The sequence below is a fragment of the Flavobacterium sp. N502536 genome, from assembly GCF_025947345.1.
Taxonomy (GTDB): domain Bacteria; phylum Bacteroidota; class Bacteroidia; order Flavobacteriales; family Flavobacteriaceae; genus Flavobacterium.
Window position 1 is genome coordinate 433,557 of sequence record NZ_CP110011.1, and the last position, 18,603, is coordinate 452,159.

Below are 18,603 nucleotides of genomic sequence, written 5' to 3' on the forward strand. Positions count from 1 at the left end.
ACGAAATACTAATGAAAAACCTAAAAAAAACGATACACTTATTGCTGTTATTCACCCTCCCTTATTTTGCTCAGGCACAGGAAAAACCGGTGACAAAAGAAAGCTTTGAGGTGGTCAACCTTCACTATCCGGGCTTAGAAAAAGTAAACCAGCTTTTTACTTCCGGTAAATACGATGAAGCGGCCAAAGCTTTGCTCAATTATTACCGCGAGCGAAAAAACATCAAAAATCCCGATTTTAATGTAGGCGATGAAACTCGATTTAGAGGAAAGGATATCGGAAAAGCCAATCAGTTAAAAGCCGATAATGCTCTGTTGCATCAATTTCAGCCTCACAAAGGTTACGGCTATTTTGATTACGGAACCGATATTAACTGGGATTACTGGCCGATAAAAGACAATGAAGTGCGCTGGCAGCTGCATCGCGTAACCTGGTGGCAGTCGATGGGAATGGCCTACAGAAGCAGTGGAGAGGAGAAATATGCCAAAGAATGGGTATTCCAGTTTCGCGATTGGGAGAAAAAAAACTATTTAGGACGTACGAAAGAAAATGACCAATTTGCCTGGCGTCCGTTAGAAGTATCAGAGCGCATACAAAGCCTTCCGGGAACCTTCAACCTGTTTGTCGTTTCACCGAATTTCACACCCGCTTTTTTGATGGAATTCCTAAACAGCTTTACCAAACAGACGGCTTATATTCCTAAAAATTACAGCAAAGAAGGCAACCACTTATTATTTGAAGCACAGCGTGTCCTGGGAGCAGGAGCTTTTTTTCCGGAACTCAAACCGGCAGAAGAATGGCGTAAAAGCGGCATCGAAATACTCAATCGTGAAATAAAATTACAAGTACTTCCTGACGGTGTCCAATGGGAACTTTCACCCATTTATCATGTTGCCTGTATCGATATTTTTATGAAAGCTTACAACTCGGCTAAAATGGCGGGAGTGCTAAAAGAATTCCCCGAAAGCTACAGCAAAACAATCGAAAAAATGATCGTTGCAACGGCCAATATCTCTTTCCCCGATTACAGTACACCGATGTTTGGCGATTCCTGGATCTTCGATAAAAATGTCAGAATAAAACAATTTCTAAACTGGTCAAAAGTGTTTCCTGAAAACCAACTCCTAAAGTATTTGGGTACAGCTGGTGCCGAAGGACAATTACCCAATTATAAATCTCATGCCTTATCAGACGGAGGTTTCTATACTTTCAGAAACGGATGGAACGATAAATCAACGGTTATGATTGTTAAAGCGGGCCCACCGGCCGAATTCCATGCACAACCCGACAACGGTACGTTTGAACTTTGGGTAAACGGACGCAATTTTACTCCAGATACGGGCTGTTATATTTACAGCGGTGATGCTGAGGTAACCAAAATGAGAAACTGGTACCGTCAGACCAGAGTACACAGCACCCTAACACTCGACAATCAGAACATGGTCATTACCAAAGCCAAAGAAAATAACTGGAATACCTCTAAAAACTTAGACATACTCACCTATACCAATCCAAGTTATACCGACTTAAACCACCAGCGCACTGTTCTTTTTATAGATGAGAAGTACTTTTTAATTTTAGATAAAGCAATTGGAAAAGCTACCGGAAATTTGGGAGTTCACTTTCAATTAAAAGAAGACAGTAAACCCGTTTTCAACAAAACAAACAATAGTGTTACCACTACCTACGAAGATGGCAACAATCTTTTGATACAATCCTTAAACACCGATAAAGTAACCCTAAACGAAGAAGACGGCAAAGTTTCCTATCAGTATGCCAAAGAAATTACACGCCCCGCTTTTGTTTTTGAAAAGTCGAAAAGCACTGCTGCAACACAAAGTTTTATTACAATAGTTTATCCGTATGATGGCAATAAAGCTCCGGAGATCAGCATTAAAATGAATAAAGCTAATGATTTCGAAAAGGGAATTATTGATCTAAGTTTACAAATTAATGGCAAAAAAAGTGAGGTAAAAACAAATCTGAAAGAATAAGAAAATGTAATTTTTCTTCAAATAATATGTTTTATAAAGGCGTCTAAATTTTTAGACGCCTTTTTTTTGGGGACCTGCTAATTACCGGATAATTCCTTCCTAAAACCCTTTTTATCTGTTTTTTCATTACTATTTTATCCATCATACTATGCCACCCCGATGGGGTTCTAGCGTTGGGGATACTGTTTTCTACAAATATGAAGTCCCTCTGGGACTTTATGTTTTGACACCATGATTACCGAATAATATGTGCCATTCCTATGGAATTCAAATATTCGGTGCGAAATTATTTTTAAATGGATTAAAATCCATCCCTACAAAATAGATCGAGCCAAAGGCTCTTTTTCAATAGTTACGGAAGAACAAACGATATTGCAGCGTCCGGATCAGTTCTATTTATATGGATCATTCCTTCGGAGTCCAGATATCCGGAACGAAATTATTTTTAAATGAATTGAAATCTATCCCTACAAAATTAACTGAGCTAGGGACTCTTTTTCAATAGTTCCGAAGGAACGGTTCATATTATAGCAACGGATTTTAATCCGTTGAATGTAAAAGGAACACAACATTTGAATTCCGTAGGAATGAAACATATAAAAATTGCCGCCTCGATGGGGTTCTAGCATATAAGACATTGTTTTTTTATAAATATTGAAATCCCTCCAGGACTTTATGTTACATTTAATGGGCAATTGAATACCTTTTTTAAATCTCATTTTCATCATCATTTAATCCGCGATAATCTGCCACCCCGATGGGGTTTCAACGTCGTGGAAATACTCTTTTCTATAAATATGAAGTCCCTCTGGGACTATATATTAGATGCAATTCTTCTAAATCTAACCAGCAAAAAAACAGCTCCAGAGGAGCAATATATTTATAACAATTAATCGCACAACAGATAAAGCTCCAGAGGAGCAAAATATTTATAAACGTTTAATAGCCACACACCTATAAAGCTCCAGCGGAGCGGCATATATTTAACAAACAAATGAAGCTTCCGATTAGATTCTCCCCAACCAACTTCTAAATAGCAATGACTCTATTGTCCCATTCCTGTTCAAAAAATAAATGCTCGCAATAGTTTAGTCGGTTTTATCTGAAAAATAGAAAACAAACGACTTTTCTTCCTTCACAAATTCAGTAAAAATTACATCGTTTTCGTTAACCCCTGATTGCATTTAATTTAACTTTTTACCAACACAAATTATTTCAAAACAGCGCAGTAAAAACAGCACTTTCCTACTGAAAACAGAATCTCAAAAACGTCACAAAACCTTGACTACACAAGGACTTACAAGGGTTTTAAAAGCGTAATTAATCAAAATCAATACTAATTTGGACGTTTTCAAAACTGTCCTCTACAGTCGATTTATATATTTGTTTTTATTAAATCAAAAAAACATGACTAATTCCAAAAAAATGAACCACCAACTACAAAATCTATTTTTAATTGTCAGGCGGAAAATTCCTCTGCGAATTTCCTCAGTTAATAAATTGTTATAATTTTCGCTCGTTAAAACAAAGAAGCGATTCATTAAACAACAATATCAAATAACAATCGATCCCAAACTTATTACAACAGTAATTCGGAATTTCGGTCACGCTCACGCAACAGCCAGAAGATAAATGATTCAGAAGTGGAATCACTATTTTATAGAGCAAGGCCAGATATCAACTTATATAACATCAATTTAGGAAGTAAGGTTAGCCTTATTCCGGTTTAAAAAAAATTATGAAAAGGACTCTATTTTTATTTTTGCTGCTTACCACCTGCAAAGTGATGTATGGGCAGGATATTATTACCGTAAAAGGTGTGGTAACCGATGCTCAGAATATGCCTATGCCCGGAGCAACTGTTTCTGAAAAAGGAACCAAAAATGCCACTGTTACTGCTATGGATGGTGATTATCAAATCAAGGTAAAACCAAATGCTGTTTTAGTATTTTCGTTCATCGGAACTAAATCTAAAGAAGAACAAGTTAAAAACAGAACACTTATCAACATCAAGTTACTGGATGATGCCAATAATCTGGATGAGGTAGTTGTAGTAGGTTACGGAACCAAAGCAAGAAAAGACCTTACAGGAGCGATCTCTTCTGTAAAAGGACAGGAACTAGCCAAAATTCCGGTACAAAATGTGGCACAGGCATTACAGGGCCGTATTGCCGGTATGCAGGTTACCATGTCTGACGGTACACCCGGATCTGAACCGTCTCTTAGAATTAGAGGCGGAACTTCGATTACCCAAAGCAATGAACCTTTGTATGTGGTTGACGGTGTAGCTCAAACCGGGGATTAAGCTTCTTAGATCCGATGGATATTGAATCTATCGACGTTTTAAAAGATGCCTCTTCGACTTCTATCTACGGTGCACAAGGGGCCAATGGAGTTGTTTTAGTCACCACAAAAAAAGCAAAAGGCGGAAAACTGACTTTAAGTTACGATACCTATGGAGGAATAAAAATGATCGCCAAAACAATTCCGGTCATGAATCCTTACCAATACACCCAATTACTCTATGAGGCTGCAACTGATGATGCCAGAATGCAGAAATTTGTAAGTGCCTTTGGAACTTATGATCAGCTGGAAGGCCTTTACAAAGACAGAGCAGGCATCAACTGGCAGGATGAGGTTTTTGGAAATTCTGTCGAAAGTCAATACCACAAACTAAGTATCAGCGGTGGTGAAAATGATACCAAATACAATGCTTTCTACTCGGTGAATAACGACCAGGGGATTATGCTGGGAAGTGCTTCGGTAAAAAATATTGCAAAACTAAACGTAACCAATTCTATCAGCAAAAAGGTTACGGTTACCGCAATTGTAAACTACTCCAACCAAAAAGTAACCGGATTATCGACAAACGATGGTGGAAATGCACGTTTGAGTATGCTGCAAAATGTATTGCAGTACCGCCCAACTATTGGAAAAACAGGATCAGATGAAGATCTTAAAACTTTAACCGTAGATCCGTTAGACAATCAGGATTCTCCAACCTTCCAGAGTCCGCTGATTACAATCGAAAGTCAAAAAAGAGAAGCCATTACCAGAGCAATCAATATGAGTTTACAGCTGCAATACAACATAACACCAAGCTTAATCTACCGTGGATTAATCAGTTATACTGACAACAGCATGAAAAGTAAATATTTTAACGATTCGCGAGGTATACAGGCCATCAGAAGCGGCGGTGCAAATGGTGGAGTGATACACAATATTGGTACCCGATTAAATTACAACAACGTTCTGACCTACAGTAAAAATTTTAACAAAAAGCATAAATTTGATGCCTCTCTCGGACAGGAATACATTTACAATTATACAGAAGGAATTACGGCTTCAGCCTCCGCTTTTCCTGAAGTTAATCTGGGCTGGGATAAATTGCAACTGGGTACCATTGCCGGAATTCCGACAAGCTATGCAGAAGATGATAAAATAATATCTTTTTTTGGAAGAGCCAACTACTCGTTCAAAAACAAGTATTTACTTTCCGCAACTTTAAGAGCAGACGGGTCTTCTAAATTTGGGACAGAAAATCAATGGGGATATTTCCCTTCCGTTTCGGCAGCCTGGAGAATTATCGAAGAACCTTTTATGGAAAAATTACCCGCGTTTTCTGACTTAAAACTTCGTTTAAGTTATGGGGAAGCCGGAAATAACAGAATTGCCAATTATGCCGCTTTGGGTATTTTTAATTCAGGCTCTTATCCTTTGAATAATCAGATGAATATCACGGCATTTCAAAACAATCTACCAAATCCTTTATTAAAATGGGAAGCTACAAAATCGACTAATATTGGTTTTGATATTGGTTTCTTCAAGCAAAGAATTGCGCTTACCACAGAGTTATACGAAAACCGTTCTAAAGATTTATTGTACAACACTCGTGTGCCTGCAAGTTCAGGTTTCAAAAAACAGTTTCAGAACATTGGAGCGACCTCCAATCGCGGTATCGAATTTACTTTGAATACGATAAACGTAAAAACCAATAGTTTTAATTGGAGTACCACCTTCAACATTGCCTTTAATAAAACCAAGGTACTTAGTTTGAGTGAAGGCGAAAATTCGTTGATCACCAACAGTTATACCGACAGAAACGACTACATTTTACAGGTTGGAAAACCAGTAGGTGTAATGTACGGTTATGTAAGAGACGGATTGTATCAGGTAAGCGATTTTGATTATAATGCGACAACAAGTGCGTACACCCTTAAGCCAGGCGTTGTAAGTGATAATATTGTAGCACAGCCGGGCTTCATCAAATTTAAAGACATCAGCGGCCCTAATGGTACACCGGATGGCGTAATTAACGATTTGGACCGAACTGCCATTGGAGATGCCAATCCAAAATACACCGGAGGTCTTAACAACACCTTTAGCTACAAAGGAATTGATTTGAGTGTATTCCTTGATTTTACGGTAGGAAATGATATCTATAACGCCAACGTTTTAAACAATTCAAGGCTTAATCTCGACAATTTAAACACCGTAGCGATCTATGCTGACAGATGGACAACCATTAACGCAGCAGGACAGCGTGTAACCGATCCTGCCGAACTGACTGCTCTAAACGCAGGCAAAACCAATCCGGCCTTTAACGGAAACGCTACCGGACGTTTGTACAGCGACATTATTGAGGATGGTTCGTTTTTAAGAATCAACAACATCAGTCTCGGGTACACCTTGCCTAAAGAATGGCTTAAAAAATCTAAAATCTCTAATTTGAGAATTTATTTCACGGCTTACAATTTGTATGTATTTACGAAATATTCAGGCTATGATCCTGAAGTTAGCGTACTCAACAATGCCATCACCCGAGGAGTAGATTTTAGTGCCTATCCAAGAAGCAAATCGTTTATCACAGGATTAAATATTTCGCTATAATTTAAAGTTTAAAAAGATGAAAAACAATATATTTTCCCGTAGTACACTTATAGCAGCAGGAATTGCATGTCTCTTACTGCCCCTAAATTCCTGCGATAAAGAACTGGAAGTTACCCCCTATTCCTATTTCACCACTGCCAACTTTTTCTCCAATGCAAACGAAGCCAACATGGCTACCCTTGGCGTTTACGAATCTATGTCGTCACTGGACAGTTATGGATGGAACATTTCCTTAGTTTTTGATGCTGATACTGATATCGAACAAATGACCGGAATTGGTGCCGACGACTGGAGAACCATAGCACACTATCAGGGAATTTCTCAGACGAATATGTTCTACATCGTTTGGAGCAAATTGTATGAAGGAATAGACAGAGCCAACGTAGTGATCGAAAGAATACCTCAAATGGAGCTTTTTTCAAATGGAAATACGGCCCAAAAAGAACAGTTGAACCGCTACCTGGGTGAAGCAAAATTCCTGCGTGGTTTCTATTACTCAGAACTTGTACGCTTATGGGGAGATGTGCCTTTTAAAACAAAAAGCTCACAATCAGGAGACAATTTAAGAGGAGCTCTTGTAGACCGTCAGGAAATTTACACCCAGATCATCAAAGACATGACCGAAGCATCACTTGTGCTTCCGGAACAGCTGCCTACAGACGAACGCATCAACAAATGGGGAGCCAAAGCCATGTTGGCCAGAGTAGCACTGTTTGCCGGAGGATACTCTTTAGGTGCGGACGGAACGATGAAACGTCCTTCAAACTACAAAGACTATTATAAACTGGCGCAGCAACAGATTAACGATGTTATGGCCCAAAATCCGTACAAACTAAACCCATCCTATTCCAAAGTATTTAAAAACCAATGTCAGCATGTATTAGAACCTACGGAGAATATTTTTCAGGTTGCTTTTTACAATCCGGCAGGAAACATAGGAAACGCCTCCTGGGTGGGCAACTTCAACGGTCCGGCAACAGCCGCTGGTTTCTATCCTTCAAACATTTCGAGATGTTTAGTACCAAAACCGTTTTACAATAGTTTTAATGCAGCCGATCAACGTAGAGATTTTTCGATTGCCACCTATTCCATCAACAATCTGGGGAACAAACTTCCGCTTTTAACCACCAATCAGGATGAAAGATGGACCGTTGGTAAATGGAGCCGCGAATACCAGACCAATGCAACCGCAGAACGTGTTTATACCCACATCAATTGGGTAATCATGCGTTATTCCGATTTGCTTTTGATGCGTGCTGAGGTAGAAAACGAATTAAACGAAGGCCCTAACACTATTGCTTATGATGCCATCAATCAGGTTCGTAAAAGAGGCTTTGGTGCCGATGTACAAGGAAGCCGAATTGCGGTTGACATAAAAACAAAAGGGACCGGATATACCAATGCGGCCAATGTTTTAATACAAATTACAGGCGGCGGCGGTACTGATGCAGCGGCGGCAGTAATTACCCTTTCGGCAGGAGGAATCAATACCATTGCAATGCTGCGTTCCGGCGATGGTTATACCACTGTGCCTACTGTAACCATTACCAGTACAGACGGAAAAGGTACCGGAGCAACTGCAACCGCGAGACTCTTAACCAAACCAACTATAGCCGAAATGAGCTTGCCAACCGGTCTGAACAAAGACAATTTCCTAAAAGCCGTTCAGCAGGAAAGAGCCTGGGAACTTTCGGGCGAAGGAATGCGAAGAGCCGATTTAATCCGATGGGGAATCTTAGGGGATAAATTGATCGAAACAAGTGCCGCGGTCAAACAAATCCGATCCACTTATTTCTTCCCTGCGATTACCAATTTTGTGGCCGGAAAACATGAATTGTACCCTTATCCACAAAATGAAACAGACGTGAACAAAAACATCACACGTCAAAATCCAAAATATTAGAAAAATAGTATTTAAAAAACATGCACAACCCCCTAAATAATGGCACTTATTTTGAAAAACTCAAATTATTAAAAATAAATGATACAACATTATTTAGAAATGAATAAGTTTATAACCTTTAATGCAGGACTTTGTTCTGCATTAATTGTTTGTAACAGAAAAGAAAACTACTAAAATAAACAAGGAACAATATGCTTACCAAAAATGATACGCAACTGTCTAAATCCTACGCAATTGGGATCGACATTGGTGGTACTTCACTTAAATGTGGTGTTGTTAATGAACTCGGAGAAATTTTATTTTCGTTTATAGTATCCTTAAAAGAAGCTCGTACCGAAAAAGAAATTATAAGCTTAATGGTCGATGCCATCACAAAATGTACCGATCAGTTAAAAGAACCAATTGTGGGGATCGGAATTGGTTTTCCGGGTCTGATTGAAAATGATGTGATCATTGGCGGCGGTGTAAACTTACCCGGTTTTGACCAATTGCCCCTGGGTAAAATTCTAAACGATTTAACCGGACATCATGTTGTAATTGATAATGATGCCAACTTAATGGGGCTTGCCGAATTAATTTACGGAGCAGCCAAAGACAGTACCGATGCCGTTTTTCTAACGATTGGTACCGGAATAGGCGGTGCCATCATGATTAACAAAGGCTTGTACAGCGGTTTCAAAAATCGCGGAGGTGAATTGGGCCATACCGTAATTCAGCAAAATGGCATTGCCTGCAATTGCGGCGGACGCGGCTGTCTCGAAACCTACGCCTCTGTAACGGCATTAATCAAATACTATCAGTCACAAAATACAGCCGCAGATCAAAACATTGATGGGAAAACCATCATCGAAAAATACCTTTCGGGAGAAGAGCACGCGATAAAAACCATGCACCATCATTTTGACTATTTAGCTGCCGGGATTGTCAATTTTGTCAACATCTTTAGTCCGCAAAAAGTAATCATTGGAGGCGGTATCAGCGAAGCAGGTCAGTTTTACATTGACGAACTCACCCAAAGAGTCAAAACCTTTGCTATTCCGGTTGCTTTTGCGCATACCAGCATAGTAGCGGCAGATTTGGGCAACAAAGCCGGATTACTGGGAGCCTGCGCTAATGTTTTTCAGAAATTTAAAGATTTGAAATACAGCACGAACTAAAAAAAACGCTCGCGAAGTCGCAAAGACGCGAAGATCTCAATGGATTGTGTGATTCTACAAACTGCACAAAAAACTTTGCGCCTTTGCGTCTCTGCGAGCAAATCCACACAAACAACGCATCACTCTAATCCATTTAATCTGTGGCAAAAAACTTTGCGGCTTCGCGTCTCTGCGAAGCCATTATTTTTAAGAATCACCTCACTAATTGTCCATTATGAAAGGTTTTAACTAAAATTAATAGCATTTTGAACAAATTCAAAACCCCAATTGAAGCCCGATGATTAACTTCGTTTTTGCATTTAAGAATTTAAAAGGCAAAACGTAATCTATTAAAATTAGGCCGATATGATATTTCAAAAAGTCATAGGATTTGTTTGTTTGTTGGGGATACTGGCTATTCCTTTTTCCGGCAATGCCCAAACCGCTGCACGTCCCAATATCCTGATCATCATGACCGATCAGCAAACTGCCGATGCGATGAGTATTGCAGGAAACAAGGCCCTTCACACTCCTGCAATGGACAAACTTGCTCAAAACGGAGTCCGTTTTACTAAAGCCTACTGTGCCCAGCCTTTATGCACACCCTCCCGCACCGCCATCATGAGCGGGAAAATGCCTTTTGAAACCGGCTTTGTGGGCAACGCTCCTGAAAAAGACGGTCAATGGCCGGACGATTTACTCATGATGGGTAAAATTTTCCAAAACGGAGGATACAAAACCGGTTACGTAGGCAAATGGCACCTTCCAGTTACCACTGCCAAGAAAAGTCAGCATGGTTTTGAATACATCGAAAACACCAATTTTCAGGATTATAACGATGCGGCGACACCCTCGTTTTGTGCGCGTTTCATTAAAGAAAATAAAAACACTCCTTTTCTTTTGGTCGCTTCTTTTTTAAATCCACATGACATTTGCGAATGGGCCAGAGACGAAGATTTGAAAATGGATGTATTAGAAAAAGCACCTCCTCCAGCTCAGTGTCCGCCATTGCCGGCCAACTGGAAAATCCCCGACTACGAACCTAAAATTGTTCGCGAACAGCAAAAAGTAAGTTTCAGAACCTACCCCACTGTAAATTGGACTGCGGATCAATGGCGTCAATACCGTTGGGCCTACAATCGCTTAGTTGAAAAAGTAGACGGCTACATCGAAATGGTGCTTGCCTCTTTGAAAAAATACAACATCGAAAAAAACACGATTATCATTTTTACGGCAGATCATGGTGACGGCTATGCAGGCCATAGTTGGAATCAGAAACAAATACTCTATGAAGAATCAGCCAAAATACCATTCATCATTTCGAAAATAGGCGAATGGAAACCCCGTACCGATGATCTTCTGGTTTGTAATGGTACAGACATTATTCCGACCATTTGCGGTTTCACCGGAGTACCCAAACCAGCCTATCTGAAAGGAATTGACATCAGTAAAAAAATAGCCAATCCAACCGAAATCCTGCGGGATACTTTAGTTGTCGAAACCGATTTTGCCGATAACGAAGAACTCTTAAACATTAGCGGACGCGCTGTAATTTCTAAAGATTTTAAGTACATCGTTTACAATAAAGGCGACTTAAAAGAACAGCTTTTCAATTTAACCACAGATCCCGGAGAAATCACCAATCTGGCAGTAAACAAGGCCTTTAAAAAAGAACTAATTGCTATGCGCCGTTATTTAAAAGAATGGTGCAAAAAGAACGGAGACCCTTTTCAATCCGGTTTATAAACTTGCCTAAAGAAAAAACAATATGATTCAGAATAAAATAGTCACATTAGTGGCATCCCTTATCATGTTGCCTGTTTTCAGTCAACAATCCCCGGCAACTATAAAACTAACAGCCGAAAAACTGCATTCAAGAGTACGTGAATGGCCGTATCCTGTAAACGGAATTACGGTACCCACCAATGCTCCTGCCCTGCTTTGGCCCGGAACCAATGGCAAAAACATGGTAACCCCAATGGAAAGCGGAAGTGATATTCCGGAAGATCCGAATATTGGTAATGTACGTTACAAAATAATGCTGGCAAGCGACAAAAACTTTACTAAAAACCCCTTCACCAGTGCCGAACAACGTTGGGCAGTTTATCCTTTGCACCAGGCTTTAAAAGCCGGAAAATGGTACTGGAAATACGGTTATGCCTTAAAAGGCAGCAGTCAATGGACTTGGTCTCCTGTTTACGATTTTGTAATCGATGCCCGATATGCTGCCCAAAAAGTAGCTCCTCCCATTAGCGAAGTCCTTAAAAGAAACGAAGGGGCACACCCTCTTTTATGGGATATGAACCGCATTGGCGAGGCTTTTTACCGCAACAATCTGGACAATCCCGAAGCTAAAAAATTTGTTGCTTTCGCAGAAAAATTAATGCTGGCGCCTCTTCCAACAGAGAAACCTCAGAGAGTAATTGATACCACAGGCAAAAATCCGTTAGAAAAGAAAATTATTATCGAACGAATGTATCATGGTTTTGGAGATGCTGTTGGAAACCCGGTTCGCAATTTATGCATCGCCTATCAGCTCACCAAAGACAAACGTTTCATTTTAGATGCCAAACGCAGAGCCTTAAACCTGGCCAACATGAATCCTGACGGACTGGCTACAGGAGATGATTTTACAAGTGGCGCCGTACTCGAAGCTTTGGGCTGGTTTTACGATACCGGTTATGATTTTTTAACCCCTCAGGAAAAAGAGACCTTTAAAAATAGCATTACCATCAGGGCCAAAAGAGTTTACGATCATTTGCCTAACCGTTTTGAGCTGCATGTGAGCGACAATCACGTTTGGCAAATTACCTTGCGCAATCTTGCTATTGCTACGGTAGCCGTGATTAACGATGTACCCGAGGCTAAGGAATGGCTCACCTATATGTACGAAGTCTGGTCGGCACGTTTTCCGGTATTGGGCACTACTGATGGTGGCTGGCATGAAGGAAACGGCTACTTCAGAGTCAACTTTAAATCGATTATTTACCTGTCTCAAATGTTTGGTGACTTTAGTGGTGTTGATTATTTTAAGTTGCCGTGGATGCAGAATCTTCCGTACTATATGCTGTACACCCATCCAAATGGTGCGGCAAGTACTGCCATTGGCGACATGTGGGAAAACATTCCGTACATCGTAAAAGGCGAAGCCTGGTTTGCCGATGCTTTGACCTACCGCATGAATAATCCGTATCTAAACTGGTATGTTGGCGAAATAAAAAGAGACTATCCGACCTACTATCACGGCACCGATGATTTCTTATTTTTCAGATTACTGAATTATAAACCCAATAGAAACTTACCCGCTACTTCCCCGGAAAAACTCCCTAAAACCCGCAAATTTGCTGATGTGGGTGTTGTAGCCATGCACGAAGATCTGGCCAAAGCCAATACAACCCTGAGCAGTTATTTGTTCAGCAGTCCGTTTGGTTCTTCGGGACACGGTCACGCTTCGCAAAATGCCTTTACTATTAATTACAAAGGAAAAGTCCTCTTTGGCGGAACGGGTTATTACAGTAATTTCAGCGACAAACACAATCTTTTATTTTACAGATCCTCTAAAGCCTACAACACGATTTTAGCCGACAGTCTGAACCAGAAAATTGGAGAAGAAGGTTACGGATGGATTCCGAGAGCTATTTCCGGTCAACGCATCCAATACGCTTTAGGAGATGCCAGCAATGCTTATGGCGACATTAAAAGTGACTTCTGGCTCAACCGATTCAAACAAATCAATGTAGTACCTAACAAAACAAATGGTTACGGAGAATCGGGTGTGACTTTATACCGCAGACATATGTTGCAGCTCGAAGGTGGTTATATTGTTTTGTATGACGAACTGGAAGCTAAAACCCCTGTAAAATGGACGACTCAGTTTCATTGTCCGTATTACACCATTGAAGGACAAAATTCGGCGAATGCCAAACAGCAAAACTTCACAGTACAAACTGATTTAGGGAATGTAAATGCCAGTATTTTTGCAGACAGTCCGCTAAAAATGGCCGTACACAATCAATTTTATGAAGCAGCTGTCAACTGGAATAAAGTGACCAATGACGAAGGTCAAATCAAAGATTTTAAAAACCAATGGCATGCGGGAATCACTTCTGAAGCCAGACAAAAATTCAGATACTTAACCATTATACAGGTAAAAGACGGCAAAACGGAAATCATTAAAACAGTATCAGACAACAGTGGTTTATCACATTTTCAGGTGAGTGGCTGGGACATTCAGGTACAATTGGACGGCGAAAAACCAGCTGCCTTACAAGTGGTTGGAAAAACCGCAAAATCATTATTTAGCTATGGAAATTTACCCATTACATTTGAAGGTAAAACATTTTCACCTAAAATTGCGGGAAGTTCTGTCTTGCTTGAAATGAATGGTACTAAAATAAACAAACAGGAAGCTGTTGATGAATTACCGGATGTAGCCAAGTACGACAAAAATTAAAAACAAAAGGACGTTTGCTTTTTCTTTAAATTTAGAGTTAAATTACCAATAACCTATTAAACGCAAACCAAACCATTAAAATTGAAACCTTCATGAAGAAAACGATTGCCATAGCTGTGCTTTTCTATCTTATACTTTTTGCCGCTAAAAGTCAGGCTCAGGTACAGGATAGATACTTCCGTACAATTTCGGTTGATAAAGGCCTCTCGCAAAGTTCTGTTTTTGCCATTGCACAGGACACACTTGGCTTTATCTGGATTGGTACGCAGGACGGGCTAAATCGTTATGACAGTAAGGGTTTTAAAGTGTATCGTCCGATCAGGAATGTTAAAAACAGTTTACAGTCCTACTACATCCGAAGTTTGTTTACCGATCACAAAGGACAATTATGGGTAGGCGGTAATCAGGGAATCAGCGTTTACAATTACAATACAGACAGTTTCACCAATTACAAACTTCCGCGAAGTATTGGCGAATGGTACATCTCTTCGATCACAGAAGACGCTGCCCATAAAATCTGGGCGACTTCGATTACCGGAGAAGTTTTTGTGCTGGATCCCGAAGAACAAAATTTCACAGCCATCCGATTTAATGCTTCTTCACACGAAATCAAAAAAATTGCCTACATCGGTCTTTGGCAAAAACAAATAATTCTCGGAACAGATGTTGGCCTTTTCAAACTAAACCCCAATTCGCATCAGCTGATACGAATTAACTTAGGCGCTAAAAAACCGTATATCAATGCTGTCTATGCCGACGCAAAACAGTTGTGGGTGGCCACCGAAGGCGAAGGTGTCATTCGGTACAATGCCGAAAATGGTCAGGTTAGCGCACTGCTTCACACCTCAGGAGCAAACAGTATTGCCGATAATAATATCAGATGTGTGGGAAAAGATACGGAGGGAAATATTTGGCTCGGAACTTTTAAGGGCCTTACCGTTTTTAATCCTAAAACCAACACTTTCAGCAACTATTACCATCAGATAGCACAGCCTTACACCATCAGTCAAAACTCGGTTCGCTGTTTCTTTAAAGACAAACAAAACGGAATCTGGCTCGGAACCTATTACGGAGGTTTAAACTATTACCATAAAAGCGATATAAAATTCAATCTGTTAAGTCAAAACTCCGGGAAACCCTCTTTGAATGATGAGGTTATTGGCGCAATCAAACAAGATGCAAAAGGCAATTTTTGGATTGGAAGTAATGACAAAGGCGTAAATTACTGGAACAAAAATGCCAACACCATCAGTTATTTTTCAAATAGCGAAAACAACCCAAACAGCTTAAGTTCGAACAATATCAAAGCCATCGAATTTGATGATAACGGAAATGTATTAATAGGTACGCACAACGGCGGATTAAATGTACTCAACCCGAATACCGGTTTTGCACAGCGTTTTCGCCATGACGAAAACAATCCCAACACGATTGCAGGTGATTTGGTTTACAGTCTGTTAAAAGATTCAAAAGGTCGTATCTGGGTTGGTACCCGATCAGGTTTAGACCAGTTTCATCCCGAAACAAAATCGTTTACACACATCCACTTAGACAAGGCCGGAAAGCGACTTGCATCAGACGATATTACCTTTCTTTTTGAAGACAGCAAACACCGAATCTGGATTGGGACGACCAATGGCGTAACACTTTTTTATCCGGACACTAATTTATTTGCGGCTATTGGTCATGGCAAGTTAAGTGATGATATTGTAAACTGTGTCACCGAAGATTCAAAACACCGAATCTGGATTGGCACCCGCGAAGGATTGCGTTTGTATGATGAAACGCAGGAATCTTTCAAAACGATTAAAGCCCGAAAAGATTTCGTCAAAGAAACCATTTACGGTATCATTCCGGACGATGAAGGAAGTTTGTGGATTTCGACCAACAGCGGATTAATCAAATTTAATCCGGACAATGGTTTTGTACAGACTTTTGACGAAAGTGACGGTTTACAAAACAAGCAGTTCAACGATTATGCCTTTTGCAAAGCCAAAGATGGTATGCTGCTTTTTGGCGGAATTAAAGGGCTCTCTTATTTTTATCCTGCCATGGTAAAACAGCAGCCACTTCCTTTAAAATTAAGTTTTACCGCTTTAGAAGTATTAAACAAAACCGTTGCCGCCGGTGATGATACCGACATACTCGAAGAACATATGGACCAGACCAACGAATTGGAAATTGGACCTGAATACAAACAATTCAGTATCTTTTTTAATACGTTTAATTACATTTCTTCCAATCGGACTTATTATTATTACAAGTTGGAAGGAATCGACAAAGACTGGCAGCGAACTGATGAACTTAAAGTAAGCTACAGCAACTTGCCTGCAGGAAAATACAACTTCCAAATCAAAGCCATTGGACCTAATGGAGAGATGAGTGCCGTTCGAAACCTAAAAATTGTCATTCTTCCGCCCTGGTACAAAACCATCTGGTTTTCACTGTTGTTACTTACCATCATTGGTACGGCAGCCTATATTGGTTTTAAAATTATAAAAGAACGAATAAAAGCCGTTCAGCAATTAAAACTGGAACGAATTGATAAAGAACGAGTAAGCTATATCAATCAGGTAAAAATGGATTTCTTTACCAATGTTTCTCATGAGTTAAGAACACCTCTAACCCTGATTTTAGCACCTCTGGAAGAACTTTTAAAAATGCCGTTTGCCGATAAAGTTTCCAAAAAGAAACATGAATTAATGTTTATCAATGCCAAAAGACTCTATAATTTGGTCGATCAGCTTTTTGAGTTTAGAAAAACCGAAATGGGTACGCGACAATTAAAAGTAGGCAAAGCTGATCTTGTGGGTTTTACACAGGAGATTTTTGAATCTTTTAAACCGCTTTCAGAGAAAAACAGCATTCACTATACCTATCATTCTGAAGAGCCGCAGCTGCCGTTTTATTTTGACAAAGATGCCATGGAGAAGATACTGTTCAATCTTTTATCCAATGCCTTTAAATACACTAAAACCGGGCAAAGTATTGCAGTAACGGTAGCGAAGAAAAATGATACGGTACAAATAAAAGTCACTGACACGGGGGTCGGAATTAGTGCGGAAGATTTATCTAAGGTTTTCGACCGTTTCTATCAGGTAAACAATCGCGAAATGAATTTGGGTTCCGGTGTTGGTTTGGCCTTTACCAAACGCCTGGTCGAACTGCATCATGGTGAAATTACCGCCGAAAGCAAAATGCAGGAAGGAAGCAGTTTTATTGTAACCATTCCTATTTCAGATGCGGTTTACAAAAACGATCAGCACGTGGAAGAATCGGCTTACGACTTGTCTATACTTTCCGACAATGACCTTGAAAATGAAGATGCCCTGCTGCCGGAAGAAAATGAAGTGATTGAGAGCAATCAGCCGATAAAACTTCTTATTGTAGACGATAACAGAGAAATTTTAGATTATTTGCAGGATTATTTCAGCAAAATATACGACGTTACCGTGGCCTACGACGGGCAAATGGCGCTGGAACTTCTGGAACTTCATCCTTTTGATCTGATCATCAGTGATGTCATGATGCCTGAGCTCGATGGTCTGCATTTTTGCAAACGCGTCAAACAAAACATCAATACGTCGCATATTCCGTTGATGCTTTTAACCGCAAGAACCGAAACCAGCCAGCAAATTAAAGGACTCGAAATGGGTGCCGACGATTATGTTACCAAACCGTTTTCGACACCTTTACTGGCAGCAAAAATCACCAACCTGTTGCGATCCCGCAAACGACTGAAAGAATATTACTCTGTTGGAAAAGAAATGGTTCCTGAAAATATTGCTTTTAATACTCTGGACGAAGAGTTCTTAAAACAGGCCATTCGTATTGTAGAAGACCATCTGGCGAATTCGGAATTTTCGGTGGATCAGTTTAGTAAAGAAATCGGAATGAGCCGATCAAACCTGTATTTAAAACTAAAAGCCATTACCGGAGAATCGGCTATGGACTTTATCAAACGAATCCGATTTAAAAAAGCAGTCGAGCTGATGCAAAGCAAACGTTACACCATTGCACAAATTACATACATGTGCGGTTTCAACTCGCCTTCTTATTTCTCTACGGCTTTTAAACAGCATTATGGCTGTATGCCGAGCGAATATTTGGCCAAAATCGACCCTACACAAGAATAATTACAACAACACAAACGACTATACCATGCAAAAAGAACACAACAAAACCGCTAAAACCTGATGCTACAACCTTAGCCATCCGCTAAAATAA

The 18,603-nt window shown here is 40.0% G+C and carries 8 protein-coding genes; all 8 read left to right on the forward strand.

The window, feature by feature from the left end; translation table 11 throughout:
* The first annotated feature begins 11 nt into the window (after positions 1-11).
* The 8 genes from hepC (at position 12) to OLM61_RS01925 (ending at position 18,512) form a co-directional block, all read left to right on the forward strand.
* Positions 12-1,994, forward strand: a complete 1,983-nt coding sequence (gene hepC / locus OLM61_RS01890) for a heparin-sulfate lyase HepC (protein WP_264524842.1) — start codon at positions 12-14, stop codon at positions 1,992-1,994.
* A gap of 1,738 nt (positions 1,995-3,732) precedes the next feature.
* Positions 3,733-4,299 carry a carboxypeptidase-like regulatory domain-containing protein gene (locus OLM61_RS01895; protein ID WP_413614369.1) on the forward strand — a complete coding sequence of 189 codons (567 nt, stop codon included), beginning with the start codon at positions 3,733-3,735 and terminating at the stop codon, positions 4,297-4,299.
* A gap of 14 nt (positions 4,300-4,313) precedes the next feature.
* A complete protein-coding gene (locus OLM61_RS01900) occupies positions 4,314-6,884 on the forward strand; it encodes a SusC/RagA family TonB-linked outer membrane protein (protein WP_264526347.1) in 2,571 nt (856 codons plus the stop codon).
* A 16-nt stretch (positions 6,885-6,900) separates the two neighbouring features.
* The gene (locus OLM61_RS01905) at positions 6,901-8,787 is read left to right on the forward strand and encodes a RagB/SusD family nutrient uptake outer membrane protein (RefSeq protein ID WP_264524843.1); all 1,887 of its coding nucleotides are present in this window, start codon (positions 6,901-6,903) and stop codon (positions 8,785-8,787) included.
* Between the two features lie 191 nt (positions 8,788-8,978).
* Entirely contained in the window at positions 8,979-9,944 is a 966-nt protein-coding gene (locus tag OLM61_RS01910) for an ROK family protein (RefSeq protein ID WP_264524844.1), read from the forward strand.
* Positions 9,945-10,289: 345 nt separating this feature from the next.
* Positions 10,290-11,669 (forward strand): sulfatase, encoded by a 1,380-nt coding sequence (locus OLM61_RS01915; RefSeq protein ID WP_264524845.1) that lies wholly within the window; start codon positions 10,290-10,292, stop codon positions 11,667-11,669.
* 22 nt (positions 11,670-11,691) lie between these two features.
* The gene (locus OLM61_RS01920) at positions 11,692-14,376 is read left to right on the forward strand and encodes a DUF4962 domain-containing protein (protein ID WP_264524846.1); all 2,685 of its coding nucleotides are present in this window, start codon (positions 11,692-11,694) and stop codon (positions 14,374-14,376) included.
* A 92-nt stretch (positions 14,377-14,468) separates the two neighbouring features.
* Positions 14,469-18,512, forward strand: coding sequence for a two-component regulator propeller domain-containing protein (locus tag OLM61_RS01925; RefSeq protein WP_264524847.1), 4,044 nt, complete (start codon positions 14,469-14,471; stop codon positions 18,510-18,512).
* Positions 18,513-18,603 lie beyond the last annotated feature (91 nt).